Below are 23,876 nucleotides of genomic sequence, written 5' to 3' on the forward strand. Positions count from 1 at the left end.
CTGCCCGCGGTGCCCGTCAGGGGCCGTACCTGTGTGGTGAGCCCGAGATGAACAGGAGCCAAAACCGTCCTCCACAGGGGCGCGAGGGTCGTCAGACACTGCCGAACAGCGAGTTCAGGCCCTCGTCCACGGCCGCACCGACGTCCTCCTGCCCGGCGGCGACCACGGCGTAGGTGCGCAGCAGGAACCGGCGCAGGGCGTCGGTGTCGAACTGCAGCAGGGCCAGGCCGTAGGGCGAATGGAACTCCACAACTGTACGGGCCCGGCCGCACGGCCAGATGTGCACGTCGCCCCCGCCGGCGGGGCCACGCAGCCCCTCCTCCAGCAGAGAACGGCCGAAGGTCCAGGTGACCCCCGTGCCGTCGAGGGAGACCTCCGGCGGGAAGTCGAGGTACACGGCCAGCGGATCCGTGGCGGCATAGCGCAACGTGGCGGGAACGGGGAGCTCCTGCTCGTCGGCGGTGATCAGACGGCCGTGGGCGGGCTGTCGGAGGGTGATGTCCATGGTCGGTCTCCCCTGCGGTAGGAGGTCGGCCGGATTTCCGGTGTGCTTGTACGAGCACGCAGGTGCCGTTCGCATTACGTGGAAGCGCTTGCGACTTTGTGTGACCTGCGTCACTTGGCTGCCAGGGCCATTCCTGTCGCGTCCCGCCGCGCGTGAGGCGAGGCGGGATCACTGGGCCGCCATAGAACAAGCAGCCGTCGAACGCGCGATTGAACGCCCGCCAGGAGTGCTCACCGGAACGTCAAATCGCGTACTCTGCCTACGACTTGGCCCGTCAGCGGCGTACGCCATCCGCACTGCACGGTCACCCCGTGAAGACTGTGGCATATGCCAGAAGCACCACCGTATCGGGTGTTGCCGAATCCCTTACAGGGCGTCGCGGGCTGTGCCACAGTCGTAACGGTCCCCAAGCCGTCAGCCCCGGTCGTACCGTCCCGCATCGGAGTGCGTCATGCCGTCCCATCTCTCCGCGGATCACCCAGCCGCCCAGCCGCCAGGACGTGGCTCGGTCGACGCGTTGATATCGCAGACTCGCCGGCTCAAGGGCGAGGTGGACGCCGTACGGCGGGACGCGCACAGCGACGGTTCGGACCCTCAGGAACGGTGGCAGCGCGCGCTGTGCGATCTGGCGCTGCACCAACTCACCGACCTCACCGACCACTTGGGGCAGCTGCGGGACGGCCCCGCCCCCCTGCCCCCGGTAGCGGAACCCGCACCTGTCCGTGCCGTACCGCACGCTCCCCGGCGCGGCTCGCTGCTCAGCCGGGTCGGCAGCGCCGAGTGGAACCTGCTGACGGACGAGGCGAGCTGGTCCGGCGAGCTCTACCAGATCCTGGGCCGCGACCCCGCCGCTCCCCCGCTCACCCTCGACGAACTGCCGTCCCTGGTACTGGACGAGGACCGCGCGAAGCTGACGGCGATGGTCACGGACTGCCTGGTCGACGCCAAGCCCATCGACGGTGAGTTCCGCGTCGTGCGCCCCGACGGCGAGGTGCGCGCGGTGCACATGATGGGCGAGCCCGTGCTCGACACCGACGGCAGCACCGCCTCGATGTGGGCCGTACTGCGTGACGTCAGTGAACTGCGACGCAGCCAGAAGGTGGTGAGCGAGACCCGTGACTCGCTGCAGAGCCACCAGCACCGCGCGCAGACCGAGCACCGGCTCGCGGTCGAGCTGCAGGAGGCCGTGCTGCCGCCGTGGCGTGGCTCCCTGCGGCTCCCGCACCACGGTCCCGAGACACTGGATCTGGCGGCGCACTATCTGCCGTCGTCGACAAGCGCACTGATCGGCGGCGACTGGTACGACGCGTTGGAGCTGCCCGACGGCCAGACGCTGCTCAGCGTAGGCGACCTCACCGGACACGGCGTCGCCGTCACCTCGGGCATGGCGACGCTGCTGGGCGCCGTACGCGGCATGGCGATGGCCGGCACCGAACCCGGCCAACTGATGTCCTGGCTGAACCAGTTACTCGACGCCACCGTGCAACCCGCCCTCGGCAGCGCCGTCTGCTGCCGCTACCGCCCCGCCACCCGCACACTGACCTGGGCACAAGCCGGACACCCCGCCCCGCTACTGTTCCGCAACGGGACGGGGCGCAGGCTGCACGCACCGGACGGCGTCCTGCTCGGCGCGACCTCGGGCGCCTCCTACGAGCAGGTCGAAGAGACCCTCGATACAGGCGACCTGCTCGTGCTGCACACCGACGGGCTGGTGCCCGGGCGCAACGGCACGGAGACCGCAAGCCGGCTCCTCGACCTGGCCCCCCGCTTCGGCGAGGCACGGACCGCGCAGGACTGCGTGCGGATGGTCATGGAGGAGTTCGGCGGGGCCGAACGTGAGGACGACGCGTGCGTACTCGTCGCCAAGGTGATGTGAACCAGCGGTGATGTGAACCAGCGGTGAGATGAATCGGCAGCCGCCGCACGAACCCCCTACGCCCGTGCGCTGTTGCCGCTCTTCGCCGTCCTCGGCAACGACAGTTTGATCTCCTCCCGCAGCTCGTGGATCTTCGGATAGCTGGAGTACTCGGCGGTGAGCCGGTACATCTGGCGCAGCCGGTCCCAGGTGCGGTGGGAGGAGTTGGTTCCCATCGACATCAGGGCCAGACGTGCGTACCGGTCGGCCTGTTCGGGGTCGTCGGCGATGAAGCAGGCGGAGGCCATGGACAGGAAGTCGAAGATCTTCGACCGCTGCCGGTCGTCGACCCTGAGCGCCAGGGCCTTCTCCGCGTAGTGCTGGGCGTGCGCGGCCGCTCCCGGCTCGTGCTCGGCCAGTGTGCGGTAGGCCAGGGCCTGCATGCCGTACAGGTCCTCCTCCTTGAACATCTGCATCCAGCTCGGAGGCGGCACGTCGCCCTTGTCCGAGACGAAGAGATCCTCCGCCCGGCCGAGGGTGCGGCGCATGGCCTGGCCCTTGCCCATGGAGGCCTGCGCCCAGGCCTCGATGGTGTAGAGCATCGCCTGGGTTCGCGGCAGCACTTCTTCGCCGGAGCCGGACTGGGCGAGCTTCATCAGGTCGAGTGCGTCGTCGGGCCGGCCGAGGTGCACCATCTGGCGAGCCGCCCGGGAGAGCGCCTCCCCGGCGCGGGGCCGGTCGCCGCCCTCACGGGCTGCGTGGGCGGCGATGACGAAGTACTTCTGGGCCGTGGGCTCCAGGCCGACGTCGTGCGACATCCAGCCCGCGAGGACGGCGAGGTTGGCGGCGACGCCCCACAGGCGCCGCTGGAGATGGTCGGGGTGGCGGTAGGCGAGCATGCCGCCCACCTCGTTGAGCTGGCCCACGACTGCTTTGCGCTGCAGCCCGCCGCCGCGGGCGGCGTCCCAGGCCCGGAACACCTCGACCGAGCGCTCCAGTTCCTCGATCTCCTGCGACCCGATGGGGGCTGCGTCGTAGCGGTCGAACCCAGCGGGGTCGGCATGCAGGGGATTGTCGTAGTCGGGGGCGTCGGCGGAGAGGGTCGGATCGGTGTGCAGCCAGTCGTACATGGCGCTGCTGAGTGCGGATCCTGCGGTGAGCGCGACACCCGCACCCACCACACCGCGTCGGTTGAGCATGAGGTCCATTCCCGTGAATTCGGTGAGGACCGCCGCAGTCCGCTCGGGCGCCCACGGCACACCGTCGGGATGTTCCACGCTCCCGGCGTCCTGCCGTTTCCCCACACGCCCGTGCCGGACCAGACCGAGGTCCTCGATGGTCACGACACGGCCGAGACGCTCGGTGAACAGCACCGCCAGCACCCGCGGCACCGGATCGCGCGGGATCTCTCCCGTGTCGATCCAACGCCGAACCCGGGAGGTGTCGGTCGACAGCTGGGGGTGGCCCATGGCCGCCGCCTGCCGGTTGACCAGCCTCGCGAGTTCGCCCTTGGACCAGCCGGCCAGGCCGAACAGGTCCGCCAGGCGGGTGTTGGATTGTCCGCTCACGTCAAGCCCCCAGGTTCTCGGCTGAGTTGACAGTAGCCCGGTGCAAGTTGCCGGGCGACTATTCGCCAGGGTTCGCCAGGGTGCGCCAGATGGTGTGCCACTGGGCGTCGGGTGTCAGGTAGGAAAGCGCCACCCCGACCCGGTTGCCGAGGGACATTCCCCAGGGTGCACCTGAGGTGCCGGGCCGGGCAGCGCACTGACGTCGCAGGCACACGAAGGGATCTGTTTCGCCCATGTACACAGCATCGTCCTCCGTGTCCGCCCCGCCCCGGCCGCTGCAGCCCCGCCCGGCGGCCGGCGGCCCCTATCTCGACCCCGCGGCCCGTCCGGCGGCTCCCGCGCTCGGCGCGGGCAGGGCCCGGCGCCTGCCCGGGCTCGGCACCCAACCGCTCAGCGGGAGACTCGACTTGTCCGGCCCCCAGGGCGCCCAATTGCGTACGGCGATCGCGTCGGTGCACCGGATCTGTCCGGAGTTCGCTCCGGTCCAGGTGCTGCGCCGCAGCGGACGATCGGTGCTCCTGGTCGGTACGACCGGACGCAGCACGGCCGTCGCCAAGTGCTTACTGGACCATTCCCCCGCGTGGGCCGAGCGGATCCGCCACGAAATAGCGGCGTACCGCTCGTTCGTCCGGCACCGCCCGCCCGTGCGGGTGCCCAGGCTGATCGCGGCGGACCCGGACAACTGCACACTGGTCATCGAACGGATGCCGGGACGGGTGGCTGCCCTGCAGCGGCACCCGGCCGAGGCCCCACCGCGCGCGGACATCAGGGCGGCACTCGGCGCCATCTGCCGGCTGAACGCGTGGCGGCCCCCGGCCGGCACCTTCGACGCCCCGCTCGACTACGCGGCCCGTATTTCCCGCTACCACGAGCTCGGCCTGCTCACCGACCGCGACATGGGCGACCTGCAGAAGCTGCTGCACGGCATCGCGCACGCCTCGGGCCGGCACGGCATGGGCCAGTTCTGCCACGGCGACGCCCTGCTCTCGAACATCCTGCTCTCACCGGCCGGTCCAGTGCTGGTGGACTGGGAGCACGCGGGCTGGTACCTGCCGGGGTACGACCTGGCGACGCTGTGGTCGGTCCTCGGGGACGCTCCGGTGGCCCGCCGTCAGATCAGCCAGATCGCGCAGACGGCGGGCCCCGCCTCGCGGGACGCGTTCCTGGTGAACCTGATGCTCGTACTGACCCGTGAGATCCGTACCTACGAAACGGCCGTGCAGCGTTCGATGCACGACTCGACCCCGGCGGCACCGGGAGCGGCCCACCCGGGTGCTGCGCCGTCCGGCGAGGAACAGCGGCTGCTGCTGAGGCGGCTGCACGACGACTGTCAGCTGGCCCGACGGGCCGTGCGCGCGGCGGTCGGCACTCGCTGAGGGGACGAAGGTCCGCGGTGCGCCCTGGACAGCGGCGCTCCGCGGACCTTCGTATGTCCGGGGCCGCGCGGCCCGCCCGGAAAATACCTTCGCGGTGGGCCATTGGTGTAAGCCACTGACGCCCCGCAGGCCCGCAGGGCGCCGCCACGAAACTCCGCCATCCTCGTGTTGACATGGGAAATCACCCGCCTCTGGGCATGATTGACGGATCGTCGGCCAGCCGGTAACACAGACCCACCGCTCGGCCCTGCACGCCCCGCCACGCTCGTACGTCTCAGGAGGCTGCATTGCGAGGATCCGTCACCGACCCCACGTCCACTCCCGGCCACAGACGCGCCCGGGCAACCGTCGGCGCCCTTGCCACGGCGGCGCTTGTGCTGCCGCTGCTCGGCGCGGCGCCTTCCGGCGCCGAGTCCTCGACGGACGGGCTCCAAGGGGCGTTCGCCTCGGCCTCCGCCACGTATCACGTGCCGCAGAGCGTGCTGCTGGGCGTCTCCTATCTGCAGTCCCGCTGGGACACGCACAAGGGCGCGCCGAGCGTGAGCGGCGGATACGGCCCCATGCACCTCACCGAGGCCCGTACCGCACTCGCCACCGCCATGCACCACAGCGAGGGCAAGGAGGATGCCCGCGGCGACAGCGCCCGCGCCGCCCTGCACCCGGCCACCAGGGTGCCGGAGAACTCCGAACTCCCCGCCCGGCTCAGGACCTTGCCGAAGGCGGCCGGCCTGACCGGGCTGAGCGCCGGGCAGCTGCGTACGGACCCTGCCGCCAACGTGGCCGGCGGTGCCGCGCTGCTGGCCGCCGCGCAGAAGGATCTGGGCGAGCCGCTCAGCGCCGACCCGGCGGACTGGTACGGCGCGGTGGCGCGCTTCTCGGGCGCGGACGACGCCGCGACGGCGGCCGCGTACGCCAACGACGTGTACGACGTGATCCGCACCGGCGAGCAGCGCACCACGGACAGCGGGCAGCGGGTCGCCCTGGCGGCCCGGCCGAACCTCGCCCCGGACACCGCGCAGATCGGGAAGACCGGCCTGCGCACGGTCTCGGACGAGGGCACCGAGTGCCCGAGGTCGGTGTCCTGCGAGTGGATCCCGGCCCCGTACGAGGAATTCGGCGACAACGACTACGGCAACCACGACCTGGGCGACCGCCCGGCGTCGCAGAGCATCAAGTACATCGTCATCCATGACACCGAGGGTGCCTGGGACGGCGTACTGAAGCTGGTCCAGGACCCCACCTATGTGTCGTGGAACTACACGCTGCGCTCCACGGACGGGCTCATCGCCCAGCATGTGAAGGCCAAGGACGTGGCCTGGCAGGCGGGCAACTGGTACATCAACGCCAAGTCGATCGGCCTGGAGCACGAGGGCTTCCTCGCCTCGCCCGACGCCTGGTACACGGAGGCCATGTACCGCTCGTCGGCGCGGCTGGTCAGGTACCTGGCCGCGAAGTACCGCATCCCGCTGGACCGGCAGCACATCCTCGGCCACGACAACGTGCCGGGTCCGACCACGTCGGCCATCCCCGGAATGCACACCGACCCGGGCCCTTACTGGGACTGGCGGCACTACTTCGCACTGCTGGGCCGGCCCTTCGAGCGCACCGCGGGCAAGGCCGGCGGACTGGTGACGATCCTGCCGGGCTACGCGGCCAACCAGCCCGTGTACACCGGCTGCGTCACCCATGACCAGCCCTGCGCGGCGCACGGCTCCAGCGAGGTGCGGCTGTACTCCGACCACGACGAGGACTCCGCCCTGATCAATGACGTCGGTCTGCATGGAAACACCGTCTCGACGATCGACGTCAATGATGTCGGCTCGCGGGTGTCCACCGGCCAGCAGTTCGCGGTGGCGGGCCACTACCGGAACTGGACGGCGATCTGGTTCCTCGGTCAGAAGGCGTGGTTCAAGAACCCGAAGAAGAACCCGGCCGCGGTGAACGCTTCCGGCTTCGTGGTGACCCCCAGACCGGGCCTGGCCAGCGTCCCCGTGTACGGGCGTGCCTACCCCGAGGCCTCGGCCTACCCGGCGGGAGTGCCCGCGCAGGCGGTGTCCCCGCTGTCGTACCTGCTGCCCGCGGGGCAGCGGTACGTGGTCGGTGACAGGGTGCCGGGCGAGTACTACTACGCGGTCACCTTCGCCACCGGCTCGCACCGGGTGGTGGTCGGAAAGGACCTGTACTACGAGATCCAGTTCGGACACCGGGTGGCGTTCGTACGGGCGGCCGACGTGACGGTGGCGCCATCCCGCCCGTAGCCGCTGTCAGCCCTGCTGGAAAAGCTCCGCCGGGAGTGGCTTCAGCAGGGCGTACAGATCGTCCGTGATGGGTCGGTCCCAGGCGGCGATGGTCACCAGGACGTTGTCGCTGCGGTCGAACTGGACGCAGGAGATCCGGCTCTCGGAGAGCTTGAGGCGGCGCACGATGAGGAGGTTGTCGCCCTGCATGACCGGCATGTCCTCGACGCCGACGACGGTCACCTCCTCCTCGTTCTCCAGCGCGAGCAGCAGCTGGGCCACCTCGAAGGGGATCTCGCCCTCGCCGGTCTCGCGGGCGGGGGAGCCCTCGGGCAGATTGCCGATGACCATCGCCGGGCCCCGGCCACCGAAGAGGTCGTAGCGCAGGAAGACGCCCTGGCAGGTGCCGTCGGGGGCGGGCAGCAGGCCGGCGCCCAGATTGCCGGGCCAGTCACCCGGGTCCATGGCCAGGACGTCGAAGTCGGGCCCGGCGGGAGTGGCGCTGCGGCGGCGGAGGAACGACATGCGCCAATGGTAATGGGGCGCGCAGGTCGTTGTGCGAGTGCGGGCCGGTGGAGGGCGATCGGGCCGGGGCGGCAAAGTCGCGAATCGTTGGCCCCGCGCGCTGGGGCGCCGGACTTCAGGTCGGTTTCAGTGCCGACGTCAGCCCGGTGATCTCCGTGCCCATCTTGCGGTAGACCGCCGAGAGCAGGCGCACGACCGCCGCCTCTTCCGTGTGCAGCTCCTTCGCGATCTCCGCCTCGGTGCAGCCCGCGGCGGCCAGGTTGGCCACGGAGCGCTCGCGGCCGGTCAGGGTGTCCGTCTCGGTGCTGTGCAGGCGGCGCGGGCGCAGACCGGCCGCGGCGAGTTCGTCACGGGCCGTTTCGACGAGTCCGTCGGCGCCGCACTGGACGGCCGCGTCGAGGCCGCGGTAGAGGAGTTCGGCGGCGTCCCCGGGGTGGCCGGTGCGGCGCAGTTCGGTGCCCAGGGCGACGAGTGCGCAGGCCAGCTCGTAGGCGGCCGGGGAGCGCTCCAGGTGGGTGACGGCCTCCTCCAGGTATGTGATGCGGGCCGAGCCCGAGGAGACCTCGGCGGCTGTCCGCAGGGCCTGGCCGATGGCGGACGGGGCGCCGAACTGGCGGGCGCGGGCGAGCGCTTCGAGGGCGGTGGCGACGGCGCGTTCGGGGGTTTCGTAGGCCTCGGCGCGGGCCAGGTGGAGCTGCCAGGGGCACCAGGCGGGGTTCCGGATGCCGCGCGGGTCCAGGCGGCGGCCGGCGGCGGCCAGTTCCTCGGCCGCTTCCTTGGTGCGACCGCGGGCGAGCAGGAGTTCGCCGTGCACGGTCTGGGCGTCGGGGAAGACGACGGCGGCCGGGAAGGGCGCGCAGAAGGAGTAGTGGTCGCCGGTCTGGGCGGCCTCCGTGACCCGGCCGCGAGCGAGGAGGACCTCGATGAGGATGCCCACCGCGTACCAGTGGGCCGGAGTGCCGGGGCCGACCCGCTCGGCGAGCCTGAGTCCGGCGCGGACGAAGTCCTCGGCTTCGGCGAGCCGGCCGCGGCGGTAGCGGACGTAGCCGAGGAGTGTGTACGCGAAGGAGAGGTGGGCGCCGTGCCAGCCCTGGCGCTCGAAGTCGGCGATGCCCGCCGTGAAGAGTTCCTCGGTGCGGCCGGGGCGGTCGGCGTACATGTAGGCCAGGGCGACCAGGACGGGCACCTCGAAGCCGCGGTCGGGCTCGGCCCAGCCGAGGCCGCCGGCCAGGGCGCGTTCGGCGTGGTGGAGGGCGACGTGGGCGGGTTCGCCGCGCAGGACGGCGTCCCAGGTGCGCAGGCCGATCACGTAGCGCTCGGTGAGATCACGGCCGCTCAGCCGGTCCGCGAGCTTGGCGAGGCGGCGGGAGCGGGAGGGGTGGTCGGGTTCGTCGGCCCGGAAGGCGTCCCACATGAACTGTTCGGCGAGCATACGCAGCTTGACCCGGGCGTCGTCGGTGACGCGGATCTCGCGGGCGAGGATGTCGGACGCCTCGGCGAGGCGGTCGCTGTGCGCCAGGACCTGGGAGAGCCGGTAGACGATGTGATGGCGCAGCTCGGCCTCGGCGATGGGCTCCTCCAGGGCGGCCCGCAGATGGTTGACGGTGGTGGCGGGTTCGGTGAGCAGGGATGCCGTGCCCAGTTCGTACAGGACAAAGGCGCGGTCCTCGAAGGGCGGGGGTTCGCGCAGGGCTCGGGCGAGGTAGCTGCGGGCGGCGTCGGGGGCGCCGGCCCGGAGGGTCTCCTCGGCCGCGGCGCGCAGCCGCTGGACGACCCAGTTGTCGCCGTCGGGGTGGGTCTCCAGGAGGTGACGGGCGGCGGCGGAGGGGCCCTGTCCGTCGTTGATCACGCACCAGGCGGCCTGTCCGTGGAGGGCGACGCGGACGCCGGGCGGGATGGCCCGGTAGACGGCGGTGGCGATCAGCGGGTGGACGAACTCCAGGGTCTCGTCGCCGGTGAGGATGCGGGCGCCGCGCAGGGCGTCGGCGGCGTCGGCTGCCTCCTCGTGCCCGAGTCCGGCGACGGCGGCGGCGAGCAGCGGATGGATCTCGGTGCCGAGGACGGCGCAGGCCCAGGCGAAGCGGACGGTCGAGGTGCCGAGTCGTTCGAGGCGGACGACGAGCCCGCTGCCCTTCACCGCCGCGGCGAGGTCACGCAGCAGATGGGCGCCGGACTCGGTCGGGGTGACGCCGCGGTCGCGCACCTTGGCGATGAGCTCGACCGTCTCGAACGGGTTGCCGGCGGTGACGGCCCAGCACTCGCGGCAGAACGCGTCGTCGGCGTGCGCACCGACCGCTTCCCGCACGAGGCGGGCGACGGCGACGGCGCTGAGCGGTTCCAGGTCGAGGGGGCGTCCGCCCGCACGCCCCGGCAGGCCCTTGAACGACTCGGCGTGGTCGGGGAGTTCGTCGGGCCGATAGGCCACCACGACCAGCAGCGGGAGCTGTTCGGCGCGGGGTGCGAACGCGGCGAGCCAGCCCAGGGATTCGGGATCGGCCCAGTGCGCGTCGTCGAGTACGAGGACCATCGGGGCGCGCAGTACGGCGAGATGGGTGAGCACCCAGTCGAGGCCGTCGCGCAGCCCCTGTTGGTCGGGCGGGGCACCGCCGGTGGGCGCGCACAGGCCGAGGGCGGGGCCGACGATGTCGTACCAACTGCCCAGCGAGGCACGCAGATCGGTCTCCGCGGCACCGGCCAGCTGGGGCTGCAGCAACTGTCGGGCGACGTGGAAGGCGACGCGCTGCTCCTGGTCGCCGCCGCGGGCGGACAGCACGGTGCAGCCCCTCGCGCCGGCGCGCCGGCGTACTTCGGCGAGGAGGGTGGTCTTGCCGATGCCGGCGCGCCCGGCGAAGGCGAGGAGGGCGCCGCGGGGGCGGTCGGAGGGTTCGGCTCCGTCCCTGCGCAGGCCGGTGAGCTCGCCCAACGCCTCGTCCACGGCGGCGAGTTCACTCTCACGTTCGAAGATGGTCCTACTGCTCCGCACGATGCGCTGCCCCATGGTGTACCCCCTGCCACGGTGGTGCGCCCGCGCGTGGAGCGGGCGCGCACCGTGACCTACAGGCACCTCAGCGTACGCCTCGCGAGGGTCGCGCGACCCGTTTCGGCCGATACCGGCGGGACCCTCTCAGGGCGCTCTCGCGGCACCGTTCGTGACGCACGGCGACGCCGCCCGACGCTGATTTCACCGGCGACCGGGGCCTGCCGCCCCTCACTCCTCGCCCGGCACCTGCCGCACCACGGCCACGGGGCCGCCGCACGCCCCGGACCGGCCGGTCGGCTCAGCCACCAGCCGTCAACCACCGGCCGCCGGATCAGGCGCAGAGCCCCAGGTCACGTCAGGTCGAACTCTCCCTCCCGCGCCCCCGACACGAACGCGCCCCATTCCGCGGGCGTGAAGATCAGGGACGGGCTTTCCGGGCTACCGCTGTTGCGCATCGCGATGAATCCCTCGACAAAAGCGATCTGGACATCCCCCATGCCACGGCTGCTTGAGTGCCAATCGGCGTTCCTGAGGTCCAGCTCCGGCTTGTCCCAGCCCGCAAGCGGGTGCTGCTGGATGGTGCTCTCGGCCACGTCCGTGCTCCTCCCGACTCGTCGTCCGCGGCCAGCCTAGCGATCGGTTTCTGATGCCGACAGGCCACGTGAGGGGGACCTTTCCGGAGTCGCCTACGAGTCCGGGAGTTCGCTGCCCACGAGCCACATCGAGAAGAACTGCGATCCGCCCCCGTAGGCGTGCCCGAGGACCCGCCTGGCCCCTTCCACCTGGTGTTCTCCGGCCTGTCCGCGCACCTGCAGCGCCGCCTCCGCGAAACGGATCATGCCGGAGGCGCCGATGGGGTTGGCCGACAGGACACCGCCCGACATGTTGACGGGCAGGTCACCGTCCAGCTCGGTCACCCCGGATTCGGTGAGCTTCCAGCCCTCGCCCTCCTCGGCGAAGCCGAGATTCTCCAGCCACATGGGCTCGTACCAGGAGAACGGCACATACATCTCCACCGCGTCGATGTCCCGGCGCGGGTCGGCGATCCCGGCCTGCCGGTACACGTCGGCCGCGCAGTCCTTGCCGGCCCGGGGCGACACGAAGTCCTTGCCTGCGAAGAGGGTCGGTTCGCTGCGCATGGCGCCGCCCAGCATCCAGGCGGGCGGCCGCGGCGCACGTGCGGCCCCCGCCCGGTCGGTCAGCACCATCGCGCAGGCGCCGTCGGAGGACGGGCAGGTCTCCGAATAGCGGATCGGGTCCCACAGCATGGGCGAGGCCTGGACCTTCTCCAGAGTGATGTCATGTTCATGGAGGTGCGCGTAGGGGTTCTTCAGGGCGTTGCGCCGGTCCTTGTACGCCACCAGCGAGCCGACCGTGTCGGGCGCGCCCGTGCGCCGCATGTACGCGCGCACGTGCGGGGCGAAGAAGCCGCCCGCCCCGGCGAGCAGGGGCTGCTGGAACGGGATCGGCAGGGACAGGCCCCACATGGCGTTCGACTCGGACTGCTTTTCGAAGGCCAGCGTCAGCACGGTGGAGTGGACGCGGGCAGCGACCAGGTTCGCGGCGACCAGCGCGGTGGAACCGCCGACCGAACCGGCGGTGTGCACGCGCAGCATCGGCTTGCCCACCGCGCCCAGCGCGTCGGCGAGGTACAGCTCGGGCATCATCACGCCCTCGAAGAAGTCGGGCGCCTTGCCGATGACGACGGCGTCGATGTCGGCCCAGGTCAACTCGGCGTCGTCCAGGGCACGTCGGGCCGCGTCCCGGACAAGTCCCGCGATCGACACGTCCCGCCGCGCCGCCACGTGCTTGGTCTGGCCGATGCCTACGACGGCCACGGGTTCCTTGCTCATAGCGGATCCCCTTCGAGTACGGCGACCAGGTTCTGTTGGAGACAGGGGCCGGAGGTGGCGTGGGCGAGGGCCCGGTCGGACTCGCCACGGTGGACCGCGGCAGCGGCCTCTCCGATCCGGATGAGGCCGGCGGCCATGATCGGATTGGCCGCGAGCGCGCCGCCGGACGGATTCACCCGTACGTCGTCGCCGAGCCTGAGTGCCTTGCGCAGCACGACCTCCTGCGAACTGAAGGGTGCGTGCAACTCGGCGGTGTCGACGGGTCGTTCGAAGGCGCCCGCCTTCTCTGCGGCCAGGCGCGCGGAGGGCGAGTCGGTCAGATCGCGCACGCCCAGACCGTGGGCCTCGATTCGGTGGTCGATGCCGCGGATCCAGGCGGGCCGCGCGCACAGTTCCCGCGCCCGCTCCCCCGCCGCGAGGATCACGGCTGCGGCTCCGTCGCCGATGGGCGGGCAGTCGCCGGTACGGAGGGGTCGTACGAGGTAGTCCCCGTGCGGCACCGAACCCCTCAGCTGGGCATGGGAGTTGGCGGTGGCCTCCGCGCGGCTGCGGGCGGCGACGGAGGCGAGCGCGGGCTCGTCGGTGTCACCCGCGTCGATGAGAGCCTGCGCCTGCAGGGCGGCCAGGGCGACGGAGTCGGGCCACAGGGGTGCCACGTAGTACGGGTCGAGCTGGCGGGTCAGGACGTCGCGCACGGAACCGGGTGAGGACTTGCCGTACGCGTAGACGAGGGCGGTGTCCGCCTCCCCGGTGAGGAGTTTGGTCCACGCCTCGTACAGGGCCCAGGCGCCGTCCATCTCGACGTGCGACTCGGAGATCGGCGGCCAGGCGCCGACGCCGTCGAGGGCGAGGGTGAAGGAGAAGGCGCGGCCGGCCAGGTAGTCGCTGGAGCCGGAGCAGGTGAAGCCGATGTCCGAGGTCTGCAGGCCGGTCTGCGCAAGGACGTCGTGCAGCACCGGCATGAGCATTTCGACCTCGGAGAGTTCGTCGCTGCTGCGCCGGTGGTCGGTCTGGGCGAAGGCGACCAGTGCAATGTCACGCATCACAGCAGCTCCTTGTAGACGTCGTAGTCCGCGTCGGGCTCACCGGTGGGCCGGTAGTGGTCGGGGTAGCGGGCCCCTTCCGTCCACACCGGTTCGACGCGCAGCCCCATGCGCACCTGGTCGTAGGGGATGCCGCCGATACGGCCGTGCAGGGCGAGGCCGGCGCCGTCGAGGGCGATGTGGGCATAGACGTACGGGACTTCGATGTCGAGGTTCCTGGCCTTGATGTTGACGATGCAGTACGTCGTGACCGTGCCGCGCGGGCCGACCTCGACCTGTTCCGACGTGGCGACGCCGCAGGTGGGGCACGCTCCTCTCGGTGGGACGTACACCTTGTGGCAGGACGGGCACCGCTCGCCGACCGTCCGCCGGTCGGACAGGGCGTGGATGTAGGCGGACTGGGCGCGGCCCGGCGAGTAGGTGTAGTCGAGGCGGGCGGCGGCGACGATGCCGGTGATCGGGTCGGCGAACTGGCCGGTGTGGCCTGCCGGTTGGGCGGGTTCGGCCGGCCGGCCCTCGTACGGCTCGAAACAGGCGATGTCGGTGATGGCGCCCTGGCGCGTGGCGGCCCAGCGGACGCGGACGCGCATGCCGGTGCGCACGGCGTCGGGGCCGGGGACGTCGAGGGCGTGCAGGAGAGCGGTGTCGGCGCCGTCGAGGCGGACCAGGACCCAGGCGAAGGGGGTGTCGAGGGGTTGGCCGCGGCGGGGTTCGTGGTTCCAGGCCCAGGTGGTGACCGTGCCGGCGGGGGCGACCTCGACGAGGTCGCGTATCTCCTCGGCGGTGACGGGGTCGTACTCGACGGGCGGCACGAGGATCTGGCCGTCACCGGTCCGTACACCGAGGACGACGCGCTCGCGCAGTCCGGTCAGAAAGGCGCTCTGGACGGGACCGAGGGAGCGGGTGAAGGGGAACTCCACGGCGAGAGGGGCTTTGAGGACTTCGGGCATCGGGAACGTCTCTCCTTCGGAGCATGGTCGGAGGGTCGCGTCCCAAGGGGGGCGCGGGGCGGTGACATGTGCGGCTCCGCCGCGGGGCGCGACCGGTCACGCACGGCCCGCGGTGTCCGGACCGCGCCTTCGGCGGAGCGTCAGGCGCGCTTGTAGAGCGGCGGCCGCTTCTCCGCGAAAGCGCGTGCACCCTCCTTCGCGTCGGCGGTGTCGAAGATGGGCCAGCCGCGCTTGAGTTCGGAGGCGAGGCCGTCCGTCTCCGTCATCTCGGCGGTCTCGTACACGGACGCCTTGACGGCCTCCACCGCCAACGGGCCGCAGGCGTTGATCCGTTCGGCGATCTCCAGAGACTTGGCGAGGGCGGTGCCGTCGGGCACGACATGGCCGACCAGCCCGATGTCGGCGGCCTCGCGAGCGGTGTACGGACGGCCGGTGAGGAGCATCTCGAGCGCGTGAGTGCGCGGGATCTGGCGCTGCAGACGGACCGTGGAGCCGCCGATCGGGAACAGCCCGCGCCTGACCTCGAAGAGCCCGACGGTGGCCGACTCGCCCGCGACGCGGATGTCGGTGCCCTGGAGGATCTCCGTGCCGCCTGCGACACAGTGCCCCTCGACGGCGGCGATCACCGGTTTGCGGGGGCGATGGTGCCGCAGCATCGCCTTCCAGTGCAGGTCGGGGTCGGCCTTGAGGCGGTCCCGGTACTGCTCTCCCTCCATGCCCCTGCCCGCCAGGGCCTTGAGGTCCATGCCCGCGCAGAACACACCGCCGGCGCCGGTCAGCACGACCGAGCGGACGGCGTCGTCCCGGTCCGCCTCGATCCAGCCGTCGTACAGGCCGACGAGCATGGACAGCGAGAGCGCGTTCTTGGCCTCGGGCCTGTTGAGCGTGAGCACCAGTGTGGCGCCTTCGCGCCGCACGGTGAGGTGTTCGGTCCCACCCATTGCCCATCTCCCCTCATCTGGAACGAGAACAGGTTGCAGTAGGCGAGTGGGCACTTCAAGGGTTTTCTGACAGACAGTCAGATTTCTTCGCGCGGGCCCTTCACAGTTACCGCGCCCTTTGCTCTGATGACCGGCGAACCGACGGATGCGCCTTTCTTCGTCATGTCTGCCCGGGTCAGGAGGAGCGGTGGAGTACAACCTTGCCGACCTGTTCGAGTCGGTCGTCGACGTGGTGCCGGAGCGCGAGGCCCTGGTCTACGTCGACCACCCCGGAACGGGCGCCGAACGCCGCCTGACCTACGCGGAGCTGGACGCGGCGGCGAACCGTATCGGCCACCATCTGATCGAGGCCGGGATCCGCCCCGGCGAGCACCTCGGGCTGCACCTGTACAACGGGATCGAGTACCTGCAGACGGTGTTCGGCTGCGTCAAGGCGCGGATCGTGCCGGTCAACGTCAACTACCGTTACGTGGAAGACGAGTTGGTGTACCTGTACCGGGACGCCGACCTGGTGGCCCTGGTCTTCGACGCGGAGTTCGAGGGCCGGGTGGCGGCCGCGCTGCCGCAGTGCCCGCGACTGCGGCACCTCGTGCGGGTCGGCGGCGGGGGCGGAGGGACTGACGCCGTGCCCTTCGCCGAGGCGGAGGCGGGAGGCTCGCCGGACCGTGGATTCCCGGCTCGCTCCGGCGACGACCAGTTCATCATCTACACCGGCGGCACCACGGGCATGCCCAAGGGCGTCATGTGGCGCCAGGAAGATCTGTTCTTCTCGGGGCTCGGTGGGGGCGCGCCGACCGGTGAACCGGTGAAGCGGCCGCAGGAGCTTGCCGAGCGGGTCGCCGCGGGCGGCTCGGGGATCACCTTCTTCCCCACTCCCCCGCTGATGCACGGCACCTCGACGCTCACCTCGTTCATCGGCTTCAACTTCGGGCAGCGGGTCGTGATCCACCGTAAGTTCGTGCCCGAGGAGGTGCTGCGGACCGTCGAGAAGGAGAAGGTCACCAGCATGTCGCTGGTCGGCGACGCGATGCTGCGGCCGCTGATCGACGCGCTGAGCGGGCCCATGAAGGGCACGGACTGCTCGTCGGTGTTCAGCGTGTCGTCATCGGGAGCGGTCATGTCGCAGACGGTGCGCCGGCAGTTCCAGGAACTGCTGCCGAACGTGATGCTGCTCAACAACTACGGCTCCTCCGAGTCCGGCTTCAACGGCACGGCGACGGCCGACTCCGGAGCCGGACAGAGCTTCCGCATCCGCGTCAACTCCCGTACCCAGGTGGTCGATCCGGCAACGGGCGCCACCGTTGCCGTGGGCGAGGTGGGACGGGTCGCGCAGTGCGGTCACGTGCCGCTCGGCTACTACAACGACCCGAAGAAAACCTCCGAGACGTTCTTCGAGAAGGACGGCGAGCGATGGGTGCTGCTCGGCGACATGGCGACGGTGGACGAGGAGGGTGTGGTCACCGTCCTGGGCCGGGGCTCGCAGTGCATCAACACCGGGGGCGAGAAGGTGTACCCGGAGGAGGTCGAGCAGGCCCTCAAGTCCCATCCTGACGTGTACGACGCCCTGGTCGCCGGGGTACCGGACGCGAAGTGGGGCAACCACGTGGCGGCGGTCGTACAGATGCGTGAGGGCGCCCCACGGCCCTCGCTGGAGGACGTCCAGTCCTACTGCCGCACGCACCTCGCCGGGTACAAGATCCCGCGGCAGCTGGTGGTCACGGAGGCCATACGGCGGTCGCCCAGCGGAAAGGCGGACTACCGCTGGGCCCGGGAGGTGGCGGTCGCGGCGGACATCGCACCCGCGCGGGCACCCGGCGGAACCGGCCCGGCGTAGTCTTTGCGCGCGGTTGACCCGGGCTTATTGAACGGAGAGTGAAGCCGGGCCGTACGGAGATTGGCGGCCCGGCTCTGCGGGCCCGGGCCGCCGTGCCATCACGGGCTTCGCACGGAAGGACCTACGGGTGTCGCACCTCACGCCCCCTCGTCAACTGCCGGACACCGAAGCGGGCGTCGACCCTGATGCGCCTGTGAGATCTGATGCTGCGGCGACATCTGGCGATACGGCCACGGCGAAACCGGCGGTGCCGGCCGAGCCGCAGAGCGCCGACGAGGCAGCCGCGTCCACGGACGGGGAACCGGGCGAGGACGAGGGCGTCGCGTCCACGGGCGGACGGCCTGCGGCCGGGGCGACGGACACCCGGGGACCGGAGGCGGGGCCCACGGCCGGGTCGACGGACACACCGGAGCCGGGCGGGAAGCCTGCGGCCGGGCTGGATGCCGGGCAAGCGGCGGCCGAACCGGATGCCGGGCAAACGACGGCCGCCGGCACCGGGGCCACACCGGCATCCGACAGCAAGACCGCACCCGCCCAGGCAGCGGCCGCCTCCGACTCCCACTCCGCCCCTTCCGAAGCACCCCCTTCCGAAACCACCATCCCCGAAACCACCCCGCCCTCCCGCCCCGGCTGGTTCGGCTGGCGCCGTCGTTACCCCCGTGCCGCACGTGCCGTGCGGGTGGGTACGAGTGTCCTGGCCGGAGCCCTGGTGCTCGCCGTGCTTCTGGTGCCCAACCGCCTCGACCGGATCACGGTCCAGTCGTTCTTCCGCCTCCCCGTCGAGGCGGTCTTCCTGGCGGCGCTTCTGCTCGTGCTGCCGTCGAAGGCACGGCGGATCACGGCCGGCGTGCTGGGGGTGCTCCTCGGGCTGACCACCATCCTGAAGTGCCTCGACATGGGTTTTCGCCAGACCCTGGCCCGCCCGTTCGACCTGGTCTTCGACTGGGTTCTGCTGAGCGACGCGGCGGACTTCCTGAAGGACTCGCTCGGTCGCCCGGGTGAGGTGCTCGCGGTGATCGGCGTGATCGTCCTGGTCGTCGTCGTGCTCGCGGTGAGCGCGCTCGCCGTGGTGCGGCTCGCGAACGTGATGGCCCGGCACCGCCCCGTGGCCGTACGCACCACGCTGGTCCTCGGCGTCGCATGGATCATCTGCTTCACCCTGGGGGCGCAGTTCGGCGGTGTCACCCTCGCCACCAAGGGTTACGCCCAGTACCTCGCCAACCGTGTCCAGTACGTCCGTGACGGCCTCGGCGACGCCGAGGTCTTCAAGAAGCAGCTCGCCGTCGACGCCTTCGCCGACACCCCGCCCGACCAGCTGCTGACCGGGCTGCACGGCAAGGACGTGATGTTCACGTTCATCGAGAGCTACGGCCGGGTGGCCATCGACGACCCGGCGATGGCACCGGAGATCGACGCGACGCTCCAGGAGGGCAACGCCAGGCTCAAGTCGGCCGGCTTCGCGGCGCGCAGCGGCTGGCTCAGGTCACCCGTGACGGGCGCCGGCAGCTGGCTCGCCCACTCGACGTTCCTGTCCGGCCTGTGGATCAAGAACCAGCAGCGCTACCGGACCGTGACCACCAGCGACCGCTCCACCCTCACCAGCTACTTCAAGAAGACCGGCGACTGGCGCACGGTCGGCATCGTCCCGGGCGTGCGCAAGGCCTGGCCCGAGGGCAAGTACTTCGGCCTCGACCACATCTACGACTCCACGCACCTCGGCTACCAGGGTCCGTATTTCAGCTGGACGCCGGTGCCTGACCAGTTCAGCCTGGAGGCCTTCCAGAAGCTGGAGCACGGCAAGAAGCACCGCGACCCGATCATGGCGGAGATCATCCTGGCCTCCAGCCACAACCCCTGGTCGCCCATCGCCCACACGATCGACTGGAAGGACCTCGGCGACGGCAAGGTCTTCTACAAGATCAAGAAGGAGGGCACCAACCCCACGGAGGTCTGGAAGAGCGCGAAGCGCGTGCGGACCGAGTACCGCAAGGCCATCCAGTACTCCCTGGACAGCCTGACCCAGTGGATGCAGCGCTACGGCGACGACAACACCGTCCTCGTCTTCCTCGGCGACCACCAGCCCGTCCCGACGGTCACATCGGGCAGCACCAGCAGGGACGTACCGGTCACGATCGTCGCCCGGGACCCGAAGGTGCTCGACAGGGTCTCCGACTGGGGCTGGACGGAGGGCCTCAAGCCCGCCAAGAACGGTCCCGAGTGGACCATGGACAAGTTCCGCGACCGGTTCATGACGGCGTACGGACCGCAGTCGGGGTGAGCTGACGGACACCAGGCGGAGGCTCGCCCGCCGTGTCAGCTCGTCCGCCCGATCAGCAGGTCGCCTCGGGCCCGGTCCAGGAACGTGGCGACGCACCCTGTGAACCACTCGGGGTCGTCCAGCCACGGGTAGTGCCCGGCGCCCGGCTGAACCGCGCACTCGGCGTCAGGAAAGGCCTCAGCGGCGGCCCGCGCCAGCCCTGGGCGCGGGCCGCCGTCGAGTTCACCGGCGAGGACCAGGACGGGTGCGGTGAGGCGGGCGAGGGCTGCGCGGGTCGCCGGAGGGTCGTAGGCGCCGTCGGAGCCGTAGACATCGGCGGCGGCGTCATTGGTCTCGTCGTCGGCGCGGGCGTCGTGCTCGGCTGCCGTGGTGTCCCAGCGGCCGTAGAAGAAGGACGCGAACGCCGGGTCGAAGTCGGCCTTGCCCGCGAGCCACTCCTCGAACGCCGGGAAGGCGTCCCCGAACCAGGGCTCGCCGCTCCGCTGCCGGGCCGCCGCGAGCCGGTCCTCCGGGGTGGCCGGCATCCCCAGCGCCCAGGGCGTGGCGGTGACCAGGACCAGCCGCGCCACCCGCTCCGGATACCGCGCCGCGTAGAGCATGGCCAGGCTGCCGCCCGCCGAGTGCGCCAGCAGGTCGATGCGCTCCGGCCCCAGGTGGGCCCGCAGCGCCTCCACGTCGTCCACGAGCCGGTCGCAGCGGAACGTCGCCGGGTCGGCCGGCGTCGCGGAGTCCCCCGTGCCGCGCAGGTCGAGCAGCACCAGCCGCCGGTGTGCGGTCAGTCCGCCCAGGTCGCCGAGGTAGGCGGAGGCGCGCATCGGCCCGCCGGGCAGGACGACGAGCAGGGCGCCCTCGCCCTTGAGGTGGTAAGCCAGCTCGGTCCCGTCGGGGGCGGAGAAGATCGGCATGGGGCGATCCTGGTGTCCGCCGGCCGGGGCCGCAAGGGAGTTCTCCTGTGCGGCGCCGGACCGAGAAAATGCGGGCCGCCCTCTTGCCTGACCCGACCCGGCCTGAATTACTGATCCCGACGAGCACGACCGAATGATCGGTCGCCCGTAATGATGTGGTTGGCGAGGGAGACGTCCCCATGACGGATGCGACGGGACTGCTGGATGCCGGGGAGCGGCTCGACGCCGGTGCTCTGCGGGCGCTGCAGCTGGAGCGGCTGCGGGCCTCGCTGCGGCACGTGTACGAGCATGTGCCCTTCTACCGGGGGTCCTTCGACAAGGCCGGCGTCCACCCGGACGACTGCCGGTCACTTGCCGACCTGGCCCGTTTCCCGTTCACCACGAAGGCGGACCTGCGCGAGAACTACCCGTACGGAATGTTCGCCGTACCCCAGGACCGCATCCGCCGGATCCACGCCTCCAGCGGCACCACCGGGCGCCCAACGGTGGTCGGCTACACGGACAACGACCTGTCCCTCTGGGCCGACATGGTGGCCCGTTCGATCCGGGCGGCGGGCGGCCGGCCCGGCGACAGGGTGCATGTGGCGTACGGATACGGCCTGTTCACCGGAGGCCTCGGCGCGCACTACGGCGCCGAGCGGCTCGGCTGTACGGTCATCCCCGCGTCCGGCGGCATGACGGCCCGTCAAGTCCAGCTGATCCAGGACCTCGAACCGCAGATCATCATGGTGACGCCGTCGTACATGCTCACGCTGCTGGACGAGTTCGAGCGCCAGGGCGTCGATCCGCGCGGCACCTCGCTGCGCGTGGGCGTCTTCGGTGCCGAGCCGTGGACCGAGCAGATGCGGCGGGAGATCGAGGAGCGGTTCGCGATCGACGCGGTCGACATCTACGGGCTGTCCGAGGTGATCGGCCCGGGCGTGGCCCAGGAGTGCGTGGAGACGAAGGACGGGCTGCACATCTGGGAGGACCACTTCTATCCGGAGGTCGTCGATCCGATCACCGGCGAGGTGCTGCCGGACGGGATGGAGGGCGAGCTGGTCTTCACCTCGCTGACCAAGGAGGCGATGCCCGTCGTCCGGTACCGGACCCGGGACCTGACGCGGCTGCTGCCCGGCACGGCGCGTGTCTTCAGGCGGATGGAGAAGGTCACCGGGCGCAGCGACGACATGGTGATCCTGCGCGGGGTGAACCTCTTTCCCACGCAGATCGAGGAGATCGTGCTGCGGACACCGGGCGTGGCGCCCCACTTCCAGCTCCGTCTCACCCGCGAGGGCCGGCTGGACGCCCTCACGGTCCGCGCGGAGGCCCGGCCGGGCGCCGGCCGGGAGGTCCGGGAGGCCGCCGCGCAGACGATCGCGGCGGCGGTGAAGGACGGCATCGGCGTCTCCGTCACGGTGGAGATCGTCGAACCGGAGTCGTTGGAGCGGTCGGTGGGCAAGATCCGGCGGATCGTGGACCTGCGGTCGCGCTAGCCGGCGAACCGGTCCCGCAGTTCCCTCTTGAGGATCTTCCCGCTCGCGTTGCGCGGCAGCTCGTCCACGAACTCCACCCGCTTCGGTGCCTTGAAGTGGGCGAGCTTCTCGCGGGCGTGGGCGATGAGCTGGTCCCCGGTCACCTCGCCGCGCGGGACGACGACCGCGGTGACCGCCTCGATCCAGCGTTCGTCGGGCAAGCCGATCACGGCGACCTCGGCGACGGCGTCATGGGTGTAGAGGGCGTCCTCGACCTGGCGTGAAGCGACCAGTACGCCACCGGAGTTGATGACGTCCTTCACACGGTCGACGATCGTGTAGTAGCCGTGGGCGTCCCGGACCGCAAGGTCACCGGAGTGGAACCAGCCCTCGCGGAAGGCGGCGGCCGTCTCCTCGGGCTTGTCCCAGTAGCCCTCGCACAACTGCGGGGAGCGGTAGACGACTTCGCCGGGCGTGCCGTCGGGGACGTCCTTGCCGTCCTCGTCGACCACGCGGGCGTCGACGAAGAGGACGGGGCGGCCGCACGAGTCCATCCGGCCCTTGTGCTCGTCGGGTCCCAGGACGGTGGCCAGGGGGCCGATCTCGCTCTGGCCGAAGCAGTTGTAGAAGCCGAGCTTCGGCAGCCGCTCGCGCAGGCGCTCCAGGACCGGCACCGGCATGATCGAGGCGCCGTAGTACGCCTTGCGCAGTCCGCCGAGGTCGCGGGTGGCGAAGTCGGGGCGGTTGGACAGCCCGATCCACACTGTGGGCGGGGCGAACAGGCTGTCCACGCGGCCGGATTCGACGAGGTCGAAGAGCCGGTCGCCGTCCGGGGCGTCCAGGATGATGTTCGTGGCGCCTACCGCGAGGTACGGCAGCAGGAACACATGCATCTGCGCCGAGTGGTAGAGCGGCAGTGAGTGCACGGGGCGGTCGCCGGCGCTGAGGTCGAGGGCGGTGATGGCGCTCAGGTACTCGTGGACCAGGGCACGGTGCGTCATCATCGCGCCCTTGGGCAGGGCGGTGGTGCCGGACGTGTACAGCAGCTGCACCAGGTCCTCGGTGCGCGGCTCGGGCCCGTCGTACGCCTCAGCCGCCGCCAGGCGGGCCAGCAGTGAGTCGTCGGCGTCGCGCAGGGGCAAGGTACGGACGTCTTCGGCGAGTCGGCCGGCCAGGCCGGGATCGGTCAGGACGAGGGAGCTGCCGGACTGGCCGACGATGTAGGCGAGGTCGTCGCCCGCCAGGTTCTGGTTGACCGGGACGTGGACGAGGCCGGCGCGGGCGCAGGCGAGGAAGCCGATCAGATAGGCGTCCGAGTTGTGGCCGTAGGAGCCAACCCGGTCGCCGGGGACGAGATCCTGGGCGAGGAGTACGCTCGCCGCCCGGGAGACCGCCTGGTCGAGTTCCTCGTACGTCCAGGAGCGGTCGCGGTACTCGACCGCGACGCGCGCGGGGGTGCGCCGGGCGCTGCGCCGCAGCACCCCGTCGACCGTGCTGCCCTGTCCCTGCGTCATGACTGATGATCCTCGGCCCGTCGTCGGGTCAGGTCAAGCATGTGGCGCGGTCGGGGTG

At 71.1% G+C, this 23,876-nt stretch carries 17 protein-coding genes; 6 read left to right on the forward strand and 11 right to left on the reverse strand.

The genetic code is table 11. The features are described 5' to 3' along the window. Positions 1 to 91: 91 nt before the first annotated feature. Complete coding sequence (locus tag OOK07_RS02640) at positions 92 to 505, reverse strand: SsgA family sporulation/cell division regulator (RefSeq protein ID WP_266676472.1); 414 nt, start codon at positions 503 to 505, stop codon at positions 92 to 94. Between the two features lie 451 nt (positions 506 to 956). On the opposite strand from OOK07_RS02640, the gene OOK07_RS02645 reads away from it, so the two are divergent. Further along, the gene (locus OOK07_RS02645; RefSeq protein ID WP_266676474.1) at positions 957 to 2,381 is read left to right on the forward strand and encodes a PP2C family protein-serine/threonine phosphatase; all 1,425 of its coding nucleotides are present in this window, start codon (positions 957 to 959) and stop codon (positions 2,379 to 2,381) included. A 56-nt stretch (positions 2,382 to 2,437) separates the two neighbouring features. Here OOK07_RS02645 and OOK07_RS02650 read toward each other — a convergent pair whose 3' ends face one another. Further along, entirely contained in the window at positions 2,438 to 3,928 is a 1,491-nt protein-coding gene (locus OOK07_RS02650) for a DNA-binding protein NsdB (RefSeq protein ID WP_266676476.1), read from the reverse strand. A gap of 233 nt (positions 3,929 to 4,161) precedes the next feature. On the opposite strand from OOK07_RS02650, the gene OOK07_RS02655 reads away from it, so the two are divergent. Both OOK07_RS02655 and OOK07_RS02660 read left to right on the forward strand, forming a co-directional pair. After that, positions 4,162 to 5,304 carry an aminoglycoside phosphotransferase family protein gene (locus OOK07_RS02655; protein ID WP_266794852.1) on the forward strand — a complete coding sequence of 381 codons (1,143 nt, stop codon included), beginning with the start codon at positions 4,162 to 4,164 and terminating at the stop codon, positions 5,302 to 5,304. 287 nt (positions 5,305 to 5,591) lie between these two features. Then, a complete protein-coding gene (locus tag OOK07_RS02660; protein WP_266794853.1) occupies positions 5,592 to 7,562 on the forward strand; it encodes an N-acetylmuramoyl-L-alanine amidase in 1,971 nt (656 codons plus the stop codon). A 6-nt stretch (positions 7,563 to 7,568) separates the two neighbouring features. On the opposite strand, the gene OOK07_RS02665 is transcribed toward OOK07_RS02660, so the two are convergent. From OOK07_RS02665 to OOK07_RS02695, 7 genes are all read right to left on the reverse strand, one after another. Further along, entirely contained in the window at positions 7,569 to 8,066 is a 498-nt protein-coding gene (locus OOK07_RS02665; protein WP_266531438.1) for a hypothetical protein, read from the reverse strand. A 115-nt stretch (positions 8,067 to 8,181) separates the two neighbouring features. After that, positions 8,182 to 11,064, reverse strand: a complete 2,883-nt coding sequence (locus OOK07_RS02670; protein WP_266794854.1) for an ATP-binding protein — start codon at positions 11,062 to 11,064, stop codon at positions 8,182 to 8,184. Between the two features lie 332 nt (positions 11,065 to 11,396). Beyond that, positions 11,397 to 11,639, reverse strand: a complete 243-nt coding sequence (locus tag OOK07_RS02675) for a DUF397 domain-containing protein (RefSeq protein WP_266676484.1) — start codon at positions 11,637 to 11,639, stop codon at positions 11,397 to 11,399. Positions 11,640 to 11,732: 93 nt separating this feature from the next. Next, positions 11,733 to 12,899 (reverse strand): thiolase family protein, encoded by a 1,167-nt coding sequence (locus OOK07_RS02680; protein ID WP_266794855.1) that lies wholly within the window; start codon positions 12,897 to 12,899, stop codon positions 11,733 to 11,735. After that, positions 12,896 to 13,942 carry a thiolase family protein gene (locus OOK07_RS02685; protein ID WP_266794856.1) on the reverse strand — a complete coding sequence of 349 codons (1,047 nt, stop codon included), beginning with the start codon at positions 13,940 to 13,942 and terminating at the stop codon, positions 12,896 to 12,898. Before OOK07_RS02685 ends, OOK07_RS02680 begins: the two co-directional genes overlap by 4 nt. Then, the gene (locus OOK07_RS02690) at positions 13,942 to 14,892 is read right to left on the reverse strand and encodes a Zn-ribbon domain-containing OB-fold protein (protein WP_266794857.1); all 951 of its coding nucleotides are present in this window, start codon (positions 14,890 to 14,892) and stop codon (positions 13,942 to 13,944) included. The genes OOK07_RS02685 and OOK07_RS02690 overlap by 1 nt, the downstream gene beginning before the upstream one ends. Before the next feature lie 140 nt (positions 14,893 to 15,032). Next, positions 15,033 to 15,833 (reverse strand): crotonase/enoyl-CoA hydratase family protein, encoded by an 801-nt coding sequence (locus OOK07_RS02695; RefSeq protein ID WP_266676492.1) that lies wholly within the window; start codon positions 15,831 to 15,833, stop codon positions 15,033 to 15,035. A 187-nt stretch (positions 15,834 to 16,020) separates the two neighbouring features. Between OOK07_RS02695 and OOK07_RS02700 the strand changes: the two genes are divergently transcribed. Both OOK07_RS02700 and OOK07_RS02705 read left to right on the forward strand, forming a co-directional pair. Beyond that, entirely contained in the window at positions 16,021 to 17,667 is a 1,647-nt protein-coding gene (locus tag OOK07_RS02700; RefSeq protein WP_266794858.1) for an acyl-CoA synthetase, read from the forward strand. 127 nt (positions 17,668 to 17,794) lie between these two features. Further along, positions 17,795 to 19,945 (forward strand): alkaline phosphatase family protein, encoded by a 2,151-nt coding sequence (locus OOK07_RS02705; protein ID WP_266794859.1) that lies wholly within the window; start codon positions 17,795 to 17,797, stop codon positions 19,943 to 19,945. A 35-nt stretch (positions 19,946 to 19,980) separates the two neighbouring features. Here OOK07_RS02705 and OOK07_RS02710 read toward each other — a convergent pair whose 3' ends face one another. After that, positions 19,981 to 20,850, reverse strand: a complete 870-nt coding sequence (locus OOK07_RS02710; RefSeq protein ID WP_266794860.1) for an alpha/beta fold hydrolase — start codon at positions 20,848 to 20,850, stop codon at positions 19,981 to 19,983. 179 nt (positions 20,851 to 21,029) lie between these two features. Between OOK07_RS02710 and paaK the strand changes: the two genes are divergently transcribed. After that, positions 21,030 to 22,325: a phenylacetate--CoA ligase PaaK gene (gene paaK, locus OOK07_RS02715; protein ID WP_266794861.1), complete on the forward strand. Its 1,296-nt coding sequence runs from the start codon at positions 21,030 to 21,032 to the stop codon at positions 22,323 to 22,325. Here paaK and OOK07_RS02720 read toward each other — a convergent pair. Next, entirely contained in the window at positions 22,322 to 23,818 is a 1,497-nt protein-coding gene (locus OOK07_RS02720) for an acyl-CoA synthetase (protein WP_266676501.1), read from the reverse strand. The genes paaK and OOK07_RS02720 overlap by 4 nt on opposite strands. Positions 23,819 to 23,876: the final 58 nt, after the last annotated feature.

Origin of the sequence: Streptomyces sp. NBC_00078 (assembly GCF_026343335.1) — a bacterium.
In the GTDB taxonomy this organism is placed as follows: domain Bacteria; phylum Actinomycetota; class Actinomycetes; order Streptomycetales; family Streptomycetaceae; genus Streptomyces.